Origin of the sequence: Cellulomonas fimi (assembly GCF_012952065.1) — a bacterium.
In the GTDB taxonomy this organism is placed as follows: Bacteria; Actinomycetota; Actinomycetes; order Actinomycetales; family Cellulomonadaceae; genus Pengzhenrongella; species Pengzhenrongella fimi_A.
This window is the reverse complement of record NZ_JABCJJ010000031.1, coordinates 1-18,725: the sequence shown is the minus strand read 5'-3', so window position 1 is coordinate 18,725 and position 18,725 is coordinate 1. Positions and strand designations below refer to the sequence as shown.

Here is an 18,725-nt window from a genome sequence, read left to right as displayed (position 1 = left end):
CCCTGCGTCGCCGTCCGGTCGATTGTGACGTCTGTCCTCCGTCGCGTGGAAGACTGCACCGGATGATTTCGCAGGATCCCCCGGCACGCCTGCGTGCGCTGCGAGCACGTGCTGGTCACGGAGACGACTGGCGCGGTACCCCACAAGGCGACAGGCTCGAGCACGAGCTCGCCCCGCTCGGCGTGGAGATCGTGCACTTCTCCGCTACGGTCCACGCGTCCGGCACGGCGTTGCGCACGGCGCTCGCGGCGATCGAGGGCGAGCGTCCCGACCTGGAGACGGTGGCTACGTGACGACCCAGCAGATCCGAGCCCGAGCGACGCGCAGGACCGCCGTCCGGCGGGCCGACAGGACGCAGCAGACGAGCCGCCCGGCAACCGCCTCGGTGCTCGTGCTGATCCCGACCTACAACGAGCGCGAGAACATCGGGCAGATCGTCGCGCGCGTCCGCGCGGCCACGCCGGAGTGCGCGGTCCTCATCATCGAGGACAACTCGCCCGACGGGACCGGCGCGGTCGCGGACGCCCTGGCGCGCGACGACGCCGCCGTCCACGTCCTGCACCGGCCCGGCAAGCAGGGGCTCGGGGCGGCCTACCTGGCGGGCTTCGACTGGGCTTTCTCGGAGGGGTACGACGTCGTGGTGGAGATGGACGCCGACGGGTCGCACCAGCCCGAGCAGCTCCCGCGGATCCTCGCCGCGCTGGCGGACGCCGACGTCGCGCTCGGGTCCCGCTGGGTTCCCGGCGGTTCGGTGGTGAACTGGCCGGTGCACCGCACGCTGCTCTCGCGCGGGGGCAGCCTCTATGCGCGCCTCGTGCTCGGCATCCCCGTACGCGACGTCACCGGCGGGTACCGGGCGTACCGGTCGAGCGCACTGAGGCCGCTGGTCGCGGACGGCGTCGCCAGCCAGGGCTACTGCTTCCAGATCGACCTGGTGCAGCGCGCGCTCGTCGCTGGCCTGACCGTCACCGAGGTACCGATCACGTTCGTCGAGCGCACGCGCGGGGAGTCGAAGATGAACCGCGTGATCGTCCTGGAGGCGGTCGCGCGCGTGACGCGGTGGGGCCTGGCCCGCGCGCTCGGCCGGCTGCGTCCGAGGCAGTCGCCTGCGCGCCGGAGCGGGTGAGAGGCCCACCCAGCGCGTCGGCGCGCGCGCCGTACGATGGTCCCCGCACCCCGCACCCCGCACCCCGCACCCCGCACCCCGCACCCCGCACCAGGCAACCCGGACCCCGCGTCCCGTCACCGCGTCCCGTTGGACCGGGGCGTTCTGCCGCGCCCGTGCCCGCGCCGGGCCACCCCAGGGCACCAGGAAACCCGCCGTCACCCAGGAAGAACAGTGATCTCGCCGGCATGAACCTCACCGGTCTGCTCCCCGCCGTGCTCGCCGACCCCGCCGCAGCCGAGGCGGTCGAGCTCGTCCGCACGCGCGGCGCGGTGGACGTCGTCGGGCCGCCCGGGGCGCGACCGCCCCTGCTGGCCGCGATGACCGGCGCGCGCGCCACCGGCGCCGGCCCCGCCCCGGAGGCGACCGGAGAGGACGACGAGGAGCGCACGGCCGCCGCGGGACGTCCGCTCGTCGTCGTGACGGCGACCGGCCGGGACGCCGACGACCTCGCGGCCTCGCTGCGCTGCTACCTCCCGGCCGACGACGTGGCGGTGCTGCCGGCGTGGGAGACGCTGCCCCACGAGCGGCTCTCGCCGCGCAGCGACACGGTCGCGCGCCGGCTCGCGGTGTTCCGCCGGCTCGCGCACCCCGACGCGTCGGCCGAGCACACGGGTCCCGTCCGTGTGCTCGTGCTCCCGGTCCGCGCGCTGCTCCAGCCGGTGGTCGCCGGGCTCGGCGAGCTCGAGCCGGTCCAGCTCGCGGTGGGCGACCGAATCGACCTGGCCGACGTCGAGGACCAGCTCGTCGCTGCGGCGTACACGCGCGTCGACATGGTCGAGCGACGCGGCGAGTTCGCGGTGCGTGGCGGGATCCTCGACGTCTTCCCGCCGACCGAGGACCACCCGCTCCGCGTCGAGCTCTGGGGCGACACGGTCGAGGAGATCCGGTGGTTCGCGGTCGCCGACCAGCGCAGCCTCGAGGTCGCGGAGCACGGGGTGTGGGCGCCCCCGTGCCGCGAGATCCTCCTGACGGACCAGGTGCGCGCGCGCGCCGCCGAGCTCGTGGACGAGCTCCCGGCGGCCGCCGAGATGCTGGGCCGCCTCGCCGAGGGCATCGCGGTCGAGGGCATGGAGTCGCTCGCCCCGGTCCTGGTCGACGCGATGGTCCCGGTGCTCGACCTCGTGCCCGACGACGCGCTCCTGGTCGTCGTCGACCCCGAGCGCGTGCGGCGCCGCGCCCACGACCTGGTCGCGACGACCGAGGAGTTCCTCGCTGCCGCGTGGACGTCGGCGGCGGCCGGGGCGAGCACGCCGATCGACCTGCGTGCGGCGTCGTTCTCGACGTTCGCCGACGCCCGCTCGATCGCGGTGCGCCGCGGGCTCGGCTGGTGGACCCTCAGCTCGTTCGGCCTGGACCCGGACGCGGAGGCCCTCACCACCACCGACGGGTTGTCAGACCCAGCGCGCGCCGGAGCGCGCGCTGGGTCTGACACGTCGGCTTCTGCCCGGCCCGAATCATCGGTGTCAGGCGTAGCGCGGGGTGGAGCGCGCGCTAGGTCTGACACCGGGGATGGGGACGGGGTCGACGACGGTGCGCAGGTGACGCTCACGATCGCGGCGCGGGAGGTCGAGGGGTACCGGGGCGATGTCGAGCGCGCGGTCGCCGACGTCCGCGCCCTCCAGCGCGACGGCTGGCGGCTCGTGCTCACGACCGAGGGGCACGGGCCTGCGCGGCGCATGGTCGAGCAGCTCGGCGCGGCCGACGTGCCCGCGCGCCTCGTCGACGCGATCGACTCCACGCCACCCGGCGGCGTCGTGCTCGTGACCCCCGCCCCGGTCGGTCCCGGCTTCGTCGCGACCGACCTCCGGCTCGCGGTCTTCTCCGAGTCCGACCTGACCGGCCGCGCCGGCTCCTCGACCCGCGACATGCGCAAGATGCCCTCCCGGCGGCGCAACGTCGTCGACCCGCTGCAGCTGCGGCCGGGCGACAACGTGGTGCACGAGCAGCACGGCGTCGGGCGCTTCGTCGAGCTCGTCCAGCGGAGCCTGGGCAGCGGGGCCAACGCGGCGACGCGTGAGTACATGGTGATCGAGTACGCGCCGTCGCGCCGCGGGCACCCGGGGGACCGGCTGTACGTGCCCACCGACCAGCTCGACCAGGTCACGAAGTACACGGGCGGCGAGTCGCCGACGCTCAACAAGATGGGCGGCGCCGACTGGGCCAGGACGAAGGGCCGGGCGCGCAAGGCGATCAAGGAGATCGCGAGCGAGCTGATCCGGCTGTACTCGGCGCGCATGGCGACCTCCGGCCACGCGTTCGGTCCCGACACGCCGTGGCAGCGCGAGCTCGAGGACGCGTTCGCGTACGTCGAGACGCCCGACCAGCTCGCCACGATCGACGAGGTCAAGGCGGACATGGAGAAGCCGGTCCCGATGGACCGCCTCGTGTCGGGCGACGTGGGGTACGGCAAGACCGAGATCGCGATCCGCGCCGCGTTCAAGGCCGTGCAGGACGGCAAGCAGGTCGCGGTCCTGGTCCCGACGACGCTCCTCGTCCAGCAGCACCTCGACACGTTCACGGAGCGGTACGCGCCGTACCCGGTCACGGTGCGCGCGCTGTCGCGGTTCCAGTCCGACGCCGAGGCCAAGGAGGTCGTCGAGGGGCTCGCGGCGGGGACGGTCGACGTCGTCATCGGCACGCACCGCCTCCTCACCGGTGAGGTGCGGTTCAAGGACCTCGGACTCGTCATCGTCGACGAGGAGCAGCGGTTCGGCGTCGAGCACAAGGAGACGCTCAAGCAGCTGCGCACCAACGTGGACGTCCTCGCCATGAGCGCGACCCCCATCCCGCGCACGCTCGAGATGGCGATCACGGGGATCCGCGAGATGTCGACGCTCGCGACGCCACCCGAGGAGCGGCACCCGGTCCTCACCTTCGTGGGGGCGTACGACGAGAAGCAGATCACCGCCGCCGTCCGGCGCGAGCTGCTCCGCGAGGGCCAGGTGTTCTACGTCCACAACAAGGTCGAGTCGATCGAGCGCGCGGCGGCCCGGCTGCAGGAGCTCGTCCCCGAGGCGCGCATCGCCGTCGGCCACGGGAAGATGCCCGAGCACCAGCTCGAGCGGGTGATCCAGGACTTCTGGGAGAAGAAGTTCGACGTGCTGGTGTGCACCACCATCATCGAGACGGGCCTCGACATCTCGAACGCCAACACGCTGATCCTCGAGCGGGCGGACACCCTGGGGCTGTCGCAGCTCCACCAGCTGCGAGGCCGGGTCGGGCGCGGTCGGGAGCGCGCGTACGCGTACTTCCTCTACCCGCCCGAGCGGCCGCTCACCGAGACCGCGCACGACCGGCTCGCGACGATGGCCGCCCACACCGACCTCGGTGCGGGCATCCAGATCGCGATGAAGGACCTCGAGATCCGCGGCGCGGGCAACCTGCTCGGCGGCGAGCAGTCGGGGCACATCGCGGGTGTCGGCTTCGACCTCTACATCCGGATGGTCGGTGAGGCCGTGGCCGGGTTCCGCGGCGAGGTCGAGGAGGAGGCGCCCGAGATCACCATCGAGCTGCCGGTCGACGCGCACATCTCCACGGCCTACATCGCGCACGAGCGGCTGCGGCTCGAGGCGTACCGCAAGCTCGCCGCGGCGCAGACGCCGCAGGCGCTCGCCGAGGTCCGCGCCGAGCTGGTGGACCGGTACGGCCCGATCCCCGAGCCGGTCGAGAACCTGTTCGCGGTCGCGGACTTCCGCAACACCGCGCGTGCCGCCGGGCTGCGGGACGTCACCGCGCAGGGCAGGTACGTGCGGTTCGCGCCGGTCGAGCTCCCCGAGTCGGCGCAGCTGCGGCTCAAGCGGCTGTACCCGGGCACGGTCCTCAAGCCGGCGCTGCGCACGATCCTCGTGCCGTTCCCCACGACGTCGCGCATCGGCGGGCGGCCGCTCCACGGGGCGGAGGTCCTCGCGTGGGCCCGTCAGCTCGTCGACGCGGTGATCAGCGGCGACGTCGGCGCGGCTGCCGAGGTCGGAACGGGCCTACGATGACCGCGGTCCACGACGAACGACGGAGGTCTACGGTGACGGTCCGATCCATGGTGGGGCGGCGCGGCGCGCCGGCCCTGCTCGCCCTGGGTGCCCTGCTGGTCGCCTCTCTGAGCGCCTGCTCGCCGCAGCCGGGTGCGGCAGCCGTCGTCGACGGGCGGGCGATCCCGGTGGCGGAGGTCCAGGCGGCCGCGGCCGACCTGTCCCCGTATCTCGAGAACGTCTCCCAGACCACGGTGCTCACCGTGCTGGTGGTGGCTCCGACCTTCGAGCGGGCCGCCGCCGACGCCGGCCTCGGGGTCTCGTCCGAGCAGGCGAAGGACCTCCTCGACCAGGTCACGCAGGAGGCCGGCCAAGCGGGCCGCGCCCCCGTGCGGACCGAGGAGTTCAGCGAGCCCGCTGTGCAGGTCGCCCGGTTCACGCTCCTCCAGCAGGGTCTCCAGGGGATGCCGAACGCCGCGGAGGTGATGTCGGGCGTCGTCGCCGACATGGCCGAGCTCGACGTCGAGGTCAACCCGCGGTACGGCGAGCTCGACCTCGCGTCCGGTCAGATCACGCCGTCGTCGTACCCGTGGATCGTCGGGCAGCCCGCAGCCGGGTGAGCGAGCCCGGGGACGGCGTGCGCGCGCTCGTCGACGTGATGGACCTGCTGCGCTCGCCCGGCGGCTGCCCCTGGGACGCCGAGCAGACGCACGAGAGCCTCGTGCCGTTCGCGCTCGAGGAGGCGTACGAGCTGGCGGAGGCGGTCGAGGCCGGGGACCGCGTCGGCATGCGCGAGGAGCTGGGCGACCTGCTCCTCCAGGTCGTCTTCCACGCGCGCCTGGCGCAGGAGCACGCGACCGACCGCTTCGACGTGGACGACGTCGCGCGGGACGTCGTCGACAAGCTGGTGCGCCGCCACCCGCACGTCTTCGCCGCGGACGGCACGCCGCACGAGCCCGGCGAGCCCGGCGAGCCCGTGCCGCCCGGGCCCCCGGGGCAGGCGGCGGAGCGCGACGGCGCGGACCCCGACCCGCATGTCCGGTGGGACCGGATCAAGCGGGCCGAGAAGCAGCGCACCTCCGCGCTCGAGGGCATCCCGCTCGCGCTGGGCGCGCTCGCCCGCGGCCAGAAGGTGATGTCCCGCGCGCACCGCTCGGGCCTCGTGGTCGACGTCGCGGCGGTGGCGCGGGACCACGCCCGGCAGGGGCCCGACGCCGCGCAGCGGGCCGCCGACGTCGGGGCACGGCTGCTCGCGCTGACGGCCGAGGCGCACGCGCTCGGGGTTGACGCCGAGGCGGCCCTGCGGGGCGCCGTGCGCGCGCTCGAGGCGGCGGTGCGGACGGCCGAGGGCGAGTAGGAGCACCGCCGCTCACCCGCTCACCCGCTCGACCGCTCAACCGGTGTGGCGATCGACCGATGTCACCGGATGAGGTCGAGAGCCGGCGACCGCCGGGGGAGGGTGGGGCGCCGTGCTGCGTGACCCGCTGGGGATCGCCTACGCCACGGTCGCCCTGGTCTTCGCCGTCCTCTCGACGGTCGCCTGGCGGCGGCGGGCGACGAGCCCGGTCGTGGCCAGGTACCTCGTCGTCACGATGCTGGGCGCCGGGTGGTGGTCGGTCGCGACCGCTCTCGCCGTCGGGACCGCCGAGCCGTGGGCCGCCGTGGGCGCGCTCGCGGTGTACCCGGGGGTCGGCACCGTCGTGCTGGGGTTCGTGTACCTGAGCGCCGCGATCACCGACCCCGAGTGGACCCCGAGCCGCCGGCTGACCGGGTGGCTCCTCGTGGTCCCCGTGCTCGTCACCGTGGCCGCCGCCACCAACCCCCTCCACCAGCTGCTCCTGCGTGGGCCCGGTACCGCGGAGCTGACCGGGTCCGCCGACTGGGAGTACGGGCCCCTGTTCTGGGTGCACACCGCGTACAGCTACGGCGCGCTCGCGATCGGCGTCGGCCTCATCGCGCGCGGCTGGTGGAGGGCACCGGCGGTGTTCCGCAGCCAGCGGCGGAGCGTCCTGGTCGCGGTTCTCATCCCGCTGGCCGCGAACGTCGTCAAGGTGTTCGGCGGGCTCGAGCAGATCACCGACCCGACACCGTTCGCCTTCGCGATCACGGGCACCGTCATGGCGTTCTCGATCTTCCGGCAGGACCTCGTGACGTTCTCGCCGGTCGCGCGCGAGCTGATCATCGAGCAGATGAGCGACGCGATCATCGCGATCAGCCCCGCCGGCCGGGTGCTCGACCTCAACGCCGCGGCGGTGGACGTCGTGCAGACCGTCGGGCCCCGGGAGCGGGTCGAGCTGGTCGGGACGTCGGCGCGGTCGTTGCTGGGTCCCGAGCTCGCCGGCATCCGGGACGAGGCGCGCGACGTCACCGTCGACGCCGGCGGTCGCGCGGTCGAGCTCCACGTGCGCGGGTCGCAGCTGGTCGACCGGCAGGGGCGCCTGCTCGGCAGCGTGCTGGTCGCGCGCGACGTCACGGCGGCGAAGGAGCAGAGCCGTCACCTCGCCGAGGTCAACTCGCAGCTCGTGCGTCAGGTCGAGACGATCGATCGGCTGCGCACCGAGCTCGTCGAGCTGGCCAACCGCGACCCGCTCACGTCGCTGCACAACCGGCGGTTCCTGGTCGAGCGCTTCCCGGTGATGCTCGCCGAGGTCCAGGAGTGCGACGGGACGCTCGCCGCCGTCATGGTGGACGTCGACCGGTTCAAGTCGGTCAACGACCGGTACGGGCACCTGGTGGGCGACGCCGTGCTCGTCGAGGTGGCGCACCGGCTCCGGGCGCACGCCCCGGCCGGTGCCCTCGTGACGCGCTGGGGTGGCGAGGAGTTCTTCGTCGCGCTGGCCGGCGCCGGCGTCGACGACGGCGTCCGCTTCGCCGAGGCCGTGCGCGCCCGCTTCGCGCGCGACCCGGTGCTGGTGGCGGGGCACCGGATCGAGTGCACGATCAGCTGCGGCGTGGCGGCGTTCCCGGAGGCCGGCACCACCACCAACGAGCTCTTCCAGGCGGCCGACACCGCGGTGTACGCGGCCAAGGCTGCGGGACGCGACGCGGTCCGCACGCACGTCGGGCACCGGTCCCACCCCGCCCCGCCGTCGACGTCGCCGACCCGCACGTGGCCGCCATCCGCTCGCTCGCCATCGTCGCCGGCGTCAGCCTGATGGTGGTGGCGTCCCTGTGCAAGCCCCGGACCGTCGAGCACCTGCGGTCCGAGCGCGTCGTGCTCCCGGGCGCGGGCGCCGACGTCGCCCTCTGCGCCGCCAAGGCGGCCGGCCCCCACCGTGTGCACCTTGACGACCGGCTCCGGAAGCCGTCGGGTGGCCGTGGGGTCCGGGCGACCGGACCGACGGCGGGGTCCGTCAGGTGATGGCGTCGGAGGACCCGCAGTGGCTCGCGTACGCCGCCGCCGCCGTGGTGCTCGTCTCGGTCGCGACCGTCGCGTGGCGACGACGCGCGACCAACCCGCGGATGGCGGTCGGCCTGGCCCTCGTCGGGATCGGCGCCGGGTGGTGGTCCGCCGCGGCGGCGTTCTCGGTCCTCGGCGCGGACGGCCCGCTGGGCGGGCTCGGGCGCGTCGGCGTGTACCCGGGCGTCGGGACGGCGGTCGCCGGGTTCGTCGCGATCGGACTCGCCGTGGCTGCCCCTGACGTGCTGGACCGCCGCCGGGTCCGGGTCGCGCTCGGCGTCCACCCGGTCCTGGTGACGGTCGTGGCCGCGACCAACCCGGTGCACCTGCTGCTCTTCCAGGGCGCGCGGGCGGACGCGCTCCTCGGGTCGACCCGGTGGACCTTCGGGCCGGCGTTCTGGGTCCACACGGCGTACAGCTACTCGATGCTCGTGCTGGCGATGGGGCTGATCGTCCGTGGGTGGTGGACGTCGCCGCCGGTGTTCCGGGCGCAACGGGCGAGCCTCCTGGTGGCCGCGTTCCTGCCCCTGGCGTCCAACGTCGTCAAGGTCGTCGGCGGCCTGGGCGGCATCCAGGACCCGACCCCGATCGGGTTCGCCGCGGGCGGGCTCCTCATGGCGCACGCGATCTTCCGGCAGGACGTGCTGACGTTCTCGCCCGTCGCGCGGGCCCTCATCATCGAGCAGATCAGCGACGCGGTGGTCGCCGTCGGCCCGACCGGACGCGTCCTCGACCTGAACCCGGCCGCGGTGGCGCTGATCCGCCGGACCACGCCCACCGCCGGCCCGACGCTCGTCGGCGAGCCGGTCCGCGCGCTGCTCGGACGCGAGCTCGGGGGCGAGCTCGACGCGGTGGGCGACGAGCTGCGCGAGGTGAGCATCGCCGTCGGCCGCGGGCAGGTGGAGCTCCACGTGCGCGGCTCCCGGCTCGTGGACCGTCAGGGCCGGTTCCTCGGGAGCGTGCTGGTCGCGCGTGACGTCACGGAGGTCAACGCGCAGAGCCGGGACCTCGCGCAGGCGAACGCACGGCTGGTGCAGCAGCTCGAGACGATCGAGCGGCTGCGCGCCGACCTCGCCGAGGCGGCCCACCGCGACGCGCTCACGGGCCTCCACAACCGCCGGCACATGGTCGACCGGTTCGCGTCGATGGTGGGCACGGCGGCGCGCACGGGCACGTCGCTCGCCGTGGTGATGATCGACGTCGACCGGTTCAAGACCGTCAACGACACCTACGGGCACCTGACGGGCGACGCGGTGCTGGTCGCGATCGCGGCCCGACTGGCGGCGCACGCCCCCGCCGGGGCGCTCGTCGCGCGGTGGGGCGGTGAGGAGTTCTTCGTCGCGATCCCCGGTGCCGACGTCGACGCCGCCGCCCGGTTCGCGGACGAGGTGCGGGACCGGTGCGTCCGCGAGCCGGTCGAGGTGGCCGGAGGGCCCGTGCCGTGCACGCTCAGCGGCGGCGTGGCGGCCTTCCCCGGGTCGGGGACCAGCGCCGACGCGCTCGTCCAGGTGGCGGACGCTGCGCTCTACGCCGCCAAGGCGGGCGGGAGAAACCGCATCTGCACGCACGCCGAGCCGGTACCGTCCACGGGGCGCACCAGTGTTCGCGCGGAGGAGCGCTCGCGCGGCGCGCGCTCGGGCGGAAGGTCCTAGGCCGACCGACGCCGGCACGGCAGGATTGAGATCGCCGTCGCACTCGGCGGCACGAGGGAGGACCGATGACCACGCCCGACCAGGCGAGGGTGCTGGTGGTCGCCGCGATCACCGAACGGGAACCGGGGGAACGCCGGGTCGCGCTGGTGCCCGAGGTCGTCGAGCGCCTCGTGGCCCAGGGCTTCGAGGTCCTGGTCGAGTCGGGCGCCGGCGCGGGCGCGCTGCACGCCGACGACAGCTACGTGACGAGCGGCGCCAAGGTCGGGTCGCTCGACGAGGTCGTCGAGCGTGCCGACGTCGTGCTCGTGGTCCGTCGGCCCCCACCCGAGACCCTGGCGCGGCTGCGACCCGGGCAGGTGCTCGTCGGGCTGCTCGACGCGCGCGGCGACCGCGCGGACCTCGACACCGCCGTCGCGCGCGGTGTCCACGTGCTGAGCCTCGACCTGCTGCCCCGGACCCTCTCGCGCGCGCAGACCATGGACGCCCTGACGTCGCAGGCGTCGGTCGCGGGGTACCGCGCCGCGATCGTCGCGGCGGAGGCGTTCGGGCGCTACTTCCCGATGATGATCACCGCTGCCGGCACCGCCCGCCCGGCGACCGTCCTGGTCCTCGGGGCCGGCGTCGCCGGTCTGCAGGCGATCGGGACCGCGCGTCGGCTCGGCGCGCAGGTCACCGGCTACGACGTGCGCCCCGCCGCCCGCGGCGAGGTGACCTCGCTCGGTGCCGCCTTCCTCGCCACGACGGTGACGGCGGACGGTGGCGACGGCTACGCGCGCGCGCTGACGCCCGAGGAGTCGGCCGCCCAGCGGGCGGAGCTCGACGCGGCGATCCGGCGCTTCGACGTCGTGATCACGACCGCGCAGGTGCCCGGGGGTGCGCCGCCCGTCCTGGTGAGCGCCGAGACGGTCGCCGCGATGGCGCCCGGCTCCGTGCTGGTGGACCTCGCAGCGGGTCCGTGGGGCGGCAACGTCGCGGGCAGCGTGCCCGACGAGCGGGTGGTGACCCCGGGCGGTGTCACCGTGATCGGGGCGGGCAACCTGCCCGCGCAGATGGCGACCGGCGCCTCGGCGGCCTACGCGCGGAACGTGACCGCGCTGCTCGCGGCCGTCGTCGCCGACGGCGCCGTGACGCTGGACCCCGACGACGACGTCGTCGGGGCCGTGTGGGTTCGACCGGAGGGTGCGGCGTGACGAGCGAGCTGCTGAGCGACCTGGGGCTGTTCGTCCTGGCGGTCCTGGTCGGGTTCGAGGTGATCAGCCGGATCCCGGCGACCCTCCACACCCCGATGATGTCCGGTGCGAACGCGATCCACGGCGTCGTGGTCGTGGGCGCGGTGATCGTGGCGGGCATCGCTGACGACCCGTTCGGGTACGTGCTGACGTTCCTCGCCGCCGCGTTCGCCGCCATGAACGTGGTGGGCGGGTACGTGGTGACGGACCGCATGCTCGGCATGTTCCGTTCCCGGCCGCAGGCCCGGCCGCAGGCCCGGCCGCAGGCCCGGCCGCAGCGAGACACGGCGACGCCCGGGACGCCGTCGGGAGGTGCCCGGTGACCGCGGTCGAGGTGACGGTCCGCCTCGTCTACCTGGCGGCCGCGGTGTGCTTCGTGCTCGGGCTCCACCTCATGCGCTCGCCGGCCACCGCGCGGCGCGGCAACCTCCTGTCCGCCGCGGGGATGCTGGCGGCGATCGTCGCGACCGTGGTGCTCCTCGCCGCCGGCAGCGGGGGCGACGAGGCCGTCCGTCCCCTCACCGTCTCGCCGTGGGGGTGGATCGCCCTGTGGTCCGGCCTGGCGGTCGGGTCCGTCGCCGGGCTCGTCTCGGCCCGCCGCGTCGAGATGACCGCGATGCCGCAGCTCGTCTCGCTGTTCAACGCGGTCGGTGGTGGGGCCGCGGCGCTCGTCGCGATCGTCGACTTCCTCCGCGTGTCGGGCGAGGGTGTTGTGACCGCGGGGTTCTCGGTGCCGGTCGTCCTCGACGTCATCATCGGGAGCGTGACCTTCTCGGGCTCGCTCGTCGCGGCGGGCAAGCTCCAGGGCTGGGTCTCGGGGGCGCCGATCGCCTTCCGCGGGTCGCGGGCGCTCAGCATCGTGAGCGCAGTGGTCGCCGTCGGCGGTGGCACGTGGCTCGTCGTGACGCCGAGCGGCTGGCTCCTGGTCGCGGTCGTCGTCGCGGCGCTCGCGTTCGGCGTGCTCATGGTGCTGCCGATCGGCGGGGCGGACATGCCGGTCGTCATCTCGCTGCTCAACGCCTTCACCGGGCTCGCGGTCGCGATGGCCGGGTTCGTCGTCGAGAACCAGATCATGATCATCGCCGGCGCCCTCGTCGGTGCGAGCGGCACGATCCTCACCAAGCTCATGGCCGACGCGATGAACCGCTCGGTCGTGGCGATCATGGTGGGTGGCTTCGGCACGGGTGACGGCGGGGGCGACGCGGGGGCCGCTGTCGGCGGCACCGAGGTGCGCCGGGTCGAGGCGGACGACGTCGCGATCCAGCTCGCCTATGCCGACAAGGTCATCATCGTGCCCGGGTACGGCCTCGCTGCCGCCCAGGCGCAGCGGGAGTGCGGCGAGCTCGGGTCGGTGCTGTCGGAGCGCGGCATCACCGTGCTGTACGCGATCCACCCCGTCGCCGGCCGCATGCCCGGGCACATGAACGTGCTGCTCGCCGAGGCGGACGTCCCGTACACCCAGCTCGTCGAGATGGACGACGTGAACCCGGAGTTCGCCACGTGCGACGTCGCGCTCGTGGTCGGCGCGAACGACGTCACCAACCCGGCGGCGCGACGCCCCGGCAACGCGATCTCGGGGATGCCGATCCTCGACGTGGACAAGGCCCGCTCGGTGGTCGTCATCAAGCGCTCGCTCGGGCACGGGTACGCCGGGCTCGACAACGAGCTGTACGGCCAGCCGCAGACCGGGATGCTCTTCGCGGACGCCAAGAAGGGCCTGGCCCAGATCCTCGCCGCGGTCAAGACCCACGTCGGCTGACTCCCCCCCTCATCGGCAACGTCCGCACTCCGTGGTGCCGGGGCACCACGGAGTGCGGACGTTGCGGATGAGGTGAGTTGCGGTCGGCGGCGGGGGTCGGTGGTCGGTGGTCGAACGTCCCGGGTGGCCCGTGCGCGAGCGGCACTAGGCTGACGGGACATCCCCACCCGTTCGAGAAGGAGCATCCATGGCCAGCATCGAGGCCGTCGGCGCGCGCGAGATCCTCGACTCCCGCGGCAACCCCACCGTCGAGGTCGAGGTCGCGCTCGACGACGGCACCATCGCCCGCGCGGCCGTCCCGTCGGGTGCGTCCACCGGCGCGTTCGAGGCGGTCGAGCGTCGTGACGGTGACAAGGCCCGCTACCTCGGCAAGGGCGTCGAGGACGCGGTCAACGCGGTCATCGACGAGATCGCCCCCGAGCTGATCGGGTTCGAGGCGACCGAGCAGCGGCTCGTGGATGCTGCCCTGATCGACCTCGACGGCACGCCGAACAAGGGCAAGCTCGGGGCGAACGCCATCCTGGGCGTCTCGCTCGCCGTGGCCAAGGCCGCCGCCGACTCGGCCGACCTCCCGCTCTTCCGCTACGTCGGCGGGCCCAACGCCCACGTGCTCCCGGTCCCGATGATGAACATCCTCAACGGCGGGTCGCACGCCGACTCGAACGTCGACATCCAGGAGTTCATGGTCGCCCCGATCGGCGCGACGACGTTCCGGGAGGCGCTCCGGACCGGCGCCGAGATCTACCACGCGCTCAAGTCGGTGCTGAAGTCGCAGGGTCTGGCGACCGGCCTCGGCGACGAGGGCGGTTTCGCGCCGAACCTCTCGAGCAACCGGGCGGCGCTCGACCTCATCCTCGTCGCCATCGAGAAGGCGGGCTTCACCGCGGGCAAGGACGTCGCGCTCGCCCTCGACGTCGCGGCGACCGAGTTCTTCTCGGGCGGCGCGTACCAGTTCGAGGGCAAGGCGAGCACGCCGGCCGAGATGATCGCGTACTACGAGCAGCTCGTGCGCGACTACCCCCTGGTGTCGATCGAGGACCCGCTCTCGGAGGACGAGTGGGACTCGTGGTCGCAGCTCGTGGCCGGCGTCGGGGACCGGGTCCAGATCGTCGGCGACGACCTGTTCGTGACCAACCCGGTCCGCCTCGCCAAGGGCATCGAGCTCAAGGCCGCGAACTCCCTCCTGGTCAAGCTGAACCAGATCGGCACTCTCACCGAGACCCTGGACGCCGTGACGCTCGCGCAGCGCAACGGGTTCACGGCGATGGTGTCGCACCGCTCGGGCGAGACCGAGGACGTCACGATCGCCGATCTCGCGGTCGCGACCAACGCGGGCCAGATCAAGACCGGTGCGCCCGCCCGCGGCGAGCGGATCAACAAGTACAACCAGCTGCTCCGCATCGAGGAGGAGCTCGACGACGCCGCGCGCTACGCCGGCGCGAGCGCGTTCCCGCGCAGCCGCTGACGCGCCCGCAGCCGCTGACGCGCCCGCAGCCGCTGACGCGCCCGCGGGCGTGACCGCGGACGCGTCACGAGCCGGAGCCCGGTCCCTACGGGGCCGGGCTCCGGCTCGCGACCACCGCACGGGCGGACACGTCGAAGGTCACGGCCTGCGCGGCGACGGCCCGGTGGCGAGGCACAATCAGAGCCATGTCTGCCCGCCGCCCCTCCGCGCCGCACCCCCGTGCGGGCACCGCGGGTTCGGGTGCCTCGGGCCGGGTGGACGGCAACCCGACCTCGCGGGCGGCCGCTCCGCGTGGCACGTCGCCCCGGCCGGCGCCCACCCGGGGGGTGCGTTCCGGCGTCCGCGCCAACCCCGCCCGCCCGTCCACCGTCCGGGGCGCGGCCGGCCGACCGCCGTCGAGCCGCCCCGGCTCACGGTCGACCGGCCACGGGCCCTCGGTCGCGGGTCGTGCACGCGAGGGAGCGGCGCGCGTCGCCGCGCACCCGGCGTCCGGCGTCCCGGGGATCTTCACCGTCCGCGCGATGGTGCTCTTCGTCGTCGTGCTCCTCGCGTTCGTCCTGCTGTTCCCGACCGTGCGCGCGTACCTCGCGCAGAAGGCGGACAACGAGCGGCTCGCCCAGCAGGTCGAGCAGGCGCGGGCCGTCAACGACGACCTGGCGGCAGAGCTCGCGCGCTGGGACGACGACGCGTACGTCGCCGCGCAGGCGCGCGAGCGGCTCGCGTTCGTGCTCCCCGGTGAGACCGCCTACCGGGTCGTCGACCCGGAGGTCGTGCCCGATCCGACGGTACCGGCGGTCCCCGAGACGGGCAGCGGGCCCGCCGTCGTGCCGGAGGACACGACGACGCCGTGGTACGCCACCATCTGGGAGTCCGTGCGCGTCGCAGGCGAGGCGGAGGTGTCACCCCCCGGCGCCGGAACGGGCACGCCGTGACCGAGGTCCCCGAGATCCCCGCCCCCTACGCGACCGGCCCGACCGTGGTGGACCGCGACCTCGAGACGCTCCGCGAGCAGCTCGGGCGGGTCCCGCGCGGGGTCGTCGGGATCGCCGCCCGGTGCGTCTGCGGGCGGCCGCTGGTCGTCACGACGGCGCCACGGCTCGACGACGGCTCGCCGTTCCCGACCACCTTCTACCTCACGTGCCCGCCCGCCGTGCAGGCGGTCAGCACGCTCGAGGCCGGCGGGCTCATGAAGGAGTGGACCGCGCGGCTCGCCCAGGAGCCCGAGCTCGCGGCGGCGTACCGGCGCGCGCACGAGCACTACCTCGCCCAGCGCGAGGCGCTCGGGCGCGTCGAGGAGATCGACGGCATCTCCGCGGGCGGCATGCCGACCCGCGTCAAGTGCCTCCACGTGCTCGTGGGCCACTCGCTCGCGGCAGGCCCCGGCGTCAACCCCCTCGGTGACGAGGCGCTTGCGCTGGTCCGGCCGACCTGGCGGCCCGACCGCTGCTCCTGCTGACGCGCGCGGGCGACGTGGCAGGCTGGCGCGCATGACGCGCGTGGCTGCCATCGACTGCGGGACCAACTCCATCCGGCTTCTCGTCGCCGACGTCGACGTGAGTGCGGACACGCTCGTCGACCTCGAGCGACGCATGGAGGTCGTCCGGCTCGGGCAGGGGGTCGACCGCACCGGTCGGATCGCGCCCGAGGCCCTCGCCCGGACGCTCGACGCCGCGCGCCGGTACGCCGAGATCTGCACCGACCTCGGGGTCGAGCACATCCGCTTCGTGGCGACGTCGGCCTCGCGCGACGCGGAGAACCGGCAGGACTTCGTCGACGGCGTCCGGTCGGCCCTCGGCGTCGACCCCGAGGTCATCGGGGGCGAGGAGGAGGCCGCGCTCTCGTTCCGGGGTGCGACGGGCGTGCTGGCCGGTGCGCACCGGGCACCGTTCCTCGTCGTCGACCTGGGCGGTGGGTCGACCGAGCTCGTGCTCGGCGGCGACCGGCTCGAGGCCGCGTGGTCGATGGACGTCGGGTGCGTGCGCCTGACCGAGCGCCACCTGCACGACGACCCGCCGACCGCGGCCCAGGTCGAGGCGGCGCGCGCGGACGTCGCGACCGCGCTCGACGAGGCCGCGCGCACCGTGCCGCTCGGGCGCACCGCGACTCTCGTCGGGGTGGCCGGCTCGGTCACGACGGTGACCGCGCACGCGCTCGGGCTGCCCACCTACGACCCGGTCCGCATCGACGGTGCCGTGCTGCCGGTCGACACGGTGCTGGCCGCGTGCGCGGACCTCCTCGGGATGACCCGCGACGACCGCGCGGTGCTCGGCTTCATGCACCCCGGGCGGGTGGACGTCATCGGCGCCGGGGCGCTCGTGTGGAGCGAGGTCGTGCGGCGCGTGCGCGACGACGTCGCCCGGGCCGGCGGTGAGCTCACGACGGTCGTGACGTCCGAGCACGACATCCTCGACGGCATCGCCTGGAGCGTCGCCCGCTGACGCGACGTCGGCACGCCCGAGGTCGGAACCGGCGATACCGTTGCAGGATGACCCAGACCGCGCAGACCCCCACGCCCTCGCCCGCAGCCGGGGATCATGGGAAGGGTCGTCCGCGCAAGGTCCCGCGCGTCGTCATCCTCGGCGGCGGGACGGTCGGGGTCTACACCGCGCGTCGGCTCCGCAAGCGGCTGGGCAAGCGCGAGGCGGCGATCGTCGTCGTCGACCCGCGGCCGTACATGACCTACGCGCCCTTCCTGCCCGAGGCCGCCGCGGGATCCATCGAGCCGCGCAACGTCGTCGCGCCGCACCACCGTGCGCTCAAGAAGATCGACGTGCTGCTCGGCAAGGTCAGCGAGATCCGGCATGCCGACCGCACGGTCCAGATCACGCCCGAGGAGGGTGAACCGTACTGGGTCACCTACGACCACCTGGTCATCGGGCTCGGTTCCGTCGCGCGCACCCTCCCCATCCCCGGCCTCGCCGAGCAGGGCATCGGGTTCAAGAACGTGGAGGAGGCCATCGCGGTCCGCAACCACGTGCTCAACCGGATCGACCGCGCGTCGTCGACGTGGGACCCCGAGCTGCGCCGTCGGATGCTGAGCTTCGTGTTCGTCGGCGGCGGGTTCGCGGGCATCGAGGCGCTGGGCGAGGTCGAGGACATGGCCCGCGCTGCCGTCAAGCACTACCCCAGCATCGAGTCGAAGGAGCTGCGGTTCGTCCTCGTCGAGGGCTCGCCGCGCATCCTGCCCGAGGTCAGCGAGGAGCTCGGCGGGTACACGCTCGAGCAGCTGCGCAAGCGCGACATCGAGATCCACCTCTCGACCTTCCTCGACTCGTGCGTGGGCGGGCACGTGGTGCTGTCCAACGGTGTGGAGCTCGACACCGAGACGGTGGTGTGGACCGCCGGCGTCAAGGCGAACCCGGTGCTCCGGAGCTCGGACCTCCCGCTCGACGAGATGGGCCGCGTCATCTGCCTGCCGACCCTCCAGGTCGCGACCCAGGACGGCACGGTCGTCCCCGACGCGTACGCGGCGGGCGACTGCTCGGCCGTGCCCGACCTGTACAACCCCGGCAAGCTCTGCCCGCCGAACGCGCAGCACGCCCTGCGCCAGGGCAACCACCTCGGCGACAACCTCGCGAAGATCCTGCGCAGCGCAGAGCCCGACGAGTACAAGCACAAGAACATCGGGGCCGTCGCGTCGCTCGGCATGTACAAGGGCGTCGCGCAGATGCTCGGGCGGATCAAGGTGCGCGGGTTCCTGGCGTGGGTGCTGCACCGCACCTACCACGTGTTCGCCATGCCGACCCTGAACCGCAAGGTCAAGATCATGGCCGGGTGGACGGCCACCCTGCTCTTCCGGCGCGAGGTCGTCGCGCTCGGGACGCTGCACGACCCGCGCGCGGAGTTCCGCGCGGCGTCGGTCGCGCCCAAGCTCCCGCCGACGGAGGAGGCCGACGACGAGCAGCCCCAGCTCGGCGGGGACGCCGAGGGCCCGGCGTACGGCGCGCAGGCGCCCGAGGAGGACTAGGGCGTGTCTCCCTTATGCGCGTAGCCAGGTGAGGCAGGCGCTGAGGGTGGCGCCGGCGCGGTAGGTGATGGCGAGCTTGTCGTAGCGGGTGGCCAGGGCGCGCCACTGCTTGGCGTGGAC

The 18,725-nt window shown here is 74.1% G+C and carries 15 protein-coding genes; all 15 read left to right on the top strand.

The genetic code is table 11. The features are described 5' to 3' along the window. The first annotated feature begins 62 nt into the window (after positions 1–62). The 15 genes from HIR71_RS14150 (at position 63) to HIR71_RS14080 (ending at position 18,605) form a co-directional block, all read left to right on the top strand. Entirely contained in the window at positions 63–293 is a 231-nt protein-coding gene (locus HIR71_RS14150; protein ID WP_169325711.1) for a hypothetical protein, read from the top strand. Between the two features lie 92 nt (positions 294–385). Then, positions 386–1,126, top strand: coding sequence for a polyprenol monophosphomannose synthase (locus HIR71_RS14145; RefSeq protein ID WP_311836300.1), 741 nt, complete (start codon positions 386–388; stop codon positions 1,124–1,126). 227 nt (positions 1,127–1,353) lie between these two features. After that, a complete protein-coding gene (gene mfd, locus HIR71_RS14140; RefSeq protein WP_169325710.1) occupies positions 1,354–5,154 on the top strand; it encodes a transcription-repair coupling factor in 3,801 nt (1,266 codons plus the stop codon). A 32-nt stretch (positions 5,155–5,186) separates the two neighbouring features. Further along, the gene (locus HIR71_RS14135; protein WP_169325709.1) at positions 5,187–5,753 is read left to right on the top strand and encodes a hypothetical protein; all 567 of its coding nucleotides are present in this window, start codon (positions 5,187–5,189) and stop codon (positions 5,751–5,753) included. Then, positions 5,750–6,490: a MazG nucleotide pyrophosphohydrolase domain-containing protein gene (locus HIR71_RS14130; RefSeq protein ID WP_311836298.1), complete on the top strand. Its 741-nt coding sequence runs from the start codon at positions 5,750–5,752 to the stop codon at positions 6,488–6,490. Before HIR71_RS14135 ends, HIR71_RS14130 begins: the two co-directional genes overlap by 4 nt. A 112-nt stretch (positions 6,491–6,602) precedes the next feature. After that, positions 6,603–8,288: a histidine kinase N-terminal 7TM domain-containing diguanylate cyclase gene (locus tag HIR71_RS14125; RefSeq protein ID WP_169325708.1), complete on the top strand. Its 1,686-nt coding sequence runs from the start codon at positions 6,603–6,605 to the stop codon at positions 8,286–8,288. Between the two features lie 205 nt (positions 8,289–8,493). Then, complete coding sequence (locus HIR71_RS14120; protein WP_169325707.1) at positions 8,494–10,185, top strand: histidine kinase N-terminal 7TM domain-containing diguanylate cyclase; 1,692 nt, start codon at positions 8,494–8,496, stop codon at positions 10,183–10,185. A gap of 65 nt (positions 10,186–10,250) precedes the next feature. Then, positions 10,251–11,375, top strand: a complete 1,125-nt coding sequence (locus tag HIR71_RS14115) for an NAD(P) transhydrogenase subunit alpha (RefSeq protein WP_169325706.1) — start codon at positions 10,251–10,253, stop codon at positions 11,373–11,375. Beyond that, the gene (locus HIR71_RS14110; protein ID WP_169325705.1) at positions 11,372–11,737 is read left to right on the top strand and encodes an NAD(P) transhydrogenase subunit alpha part 2; all 366 of its coding nucleotides are present in this window, start codon (positions 11,372–11,374) and stop codon (positions 11,735–11,737) included. Before HIR71_RS14115 ends, HIR71_RS14110 begins: the two co-directional genes overlap by 4 nt. Then, positions 11,734–13,173, top strand: coding sequence for an NAD(P)(+) transhydrogenase (Re/Si-specific) subunit beta (locus tag HIR71_RS14105; protein WP_169325704.1), 1,440 nt, complete (start codon positions 11,734–11,736; stop codon positions 13,171–13,173). Before HIR71_RS14110 ends, HIR71_RS14105 begins: the two co-directional genes overlap by 4 nt. Positions 13,174–13,360: 187 nt before the next feature. Further along, positions 13,361–14,638 carry a phosphopyruvate hydratase gene (eno, locus tag HIR71_RS14100; protein WP_169325703.1) on the top strand — a complete coding sequence of 426 codons (1,278 nt, stop codon included), beginning with the start codon at positions 13,361–13,363 and terminating at the stop codon, positions 14,636–14,638. Positions 14,639–14,823: 185 nt separating this feature from the next. Next, positions 14,824–15,570 (top strand): FtsB family cell division protein, encoded by a 747-nt coding sequence (locus HIR71_RS17010; RefSeq protein WP_249051884.1) that lies wholly within the window; start codon positions 14,824–14,826, stop codon positions 15,568–15,570. Then, a complete protein-coding gene (locus tag HIR71_RS14090; RefSeq protein ID WP_311836297.1) occupies positions 15,567–16,094 on the top strand; it encodes a DUF501 domain-containing protein in 528 nt (175 codons plus the stop codon). The genes HIR71_RS17010 and HIR71_RS14090 overlap by 4 nt, the downstream gene beginning before the upstream one ends. A gap of 31 nt (positions 16,095–16,125) precedes the next feature. Next, on the top strand, positions 16,126–17,076 hold the full coding sequence (locus HIR71_RS14085) for a Ppx/GppA phosphatase family protein (RefSeq protein WP_169325702.1): 951 nt from the start codon (positions 16,126–16,128) through the stop codon (positions 17,074–17,076). Positions 17,077–17,123: 47 nt separating this feature from the next. Beyond that, positions 17,124–18,605 (top strand): NAD(P)/FAD-dependent oxidoreductase, encoded by a 1,482-nt coding sequence (locus HIR71_RS14080; RefSeq protein ID WP_169325701.1) that lies wholly within the window; start codon positions 17,124–17,126, stop codon positions 18,603–18,605. Positions 18,606–18,725: the final 120 nt, after the last annotated feature.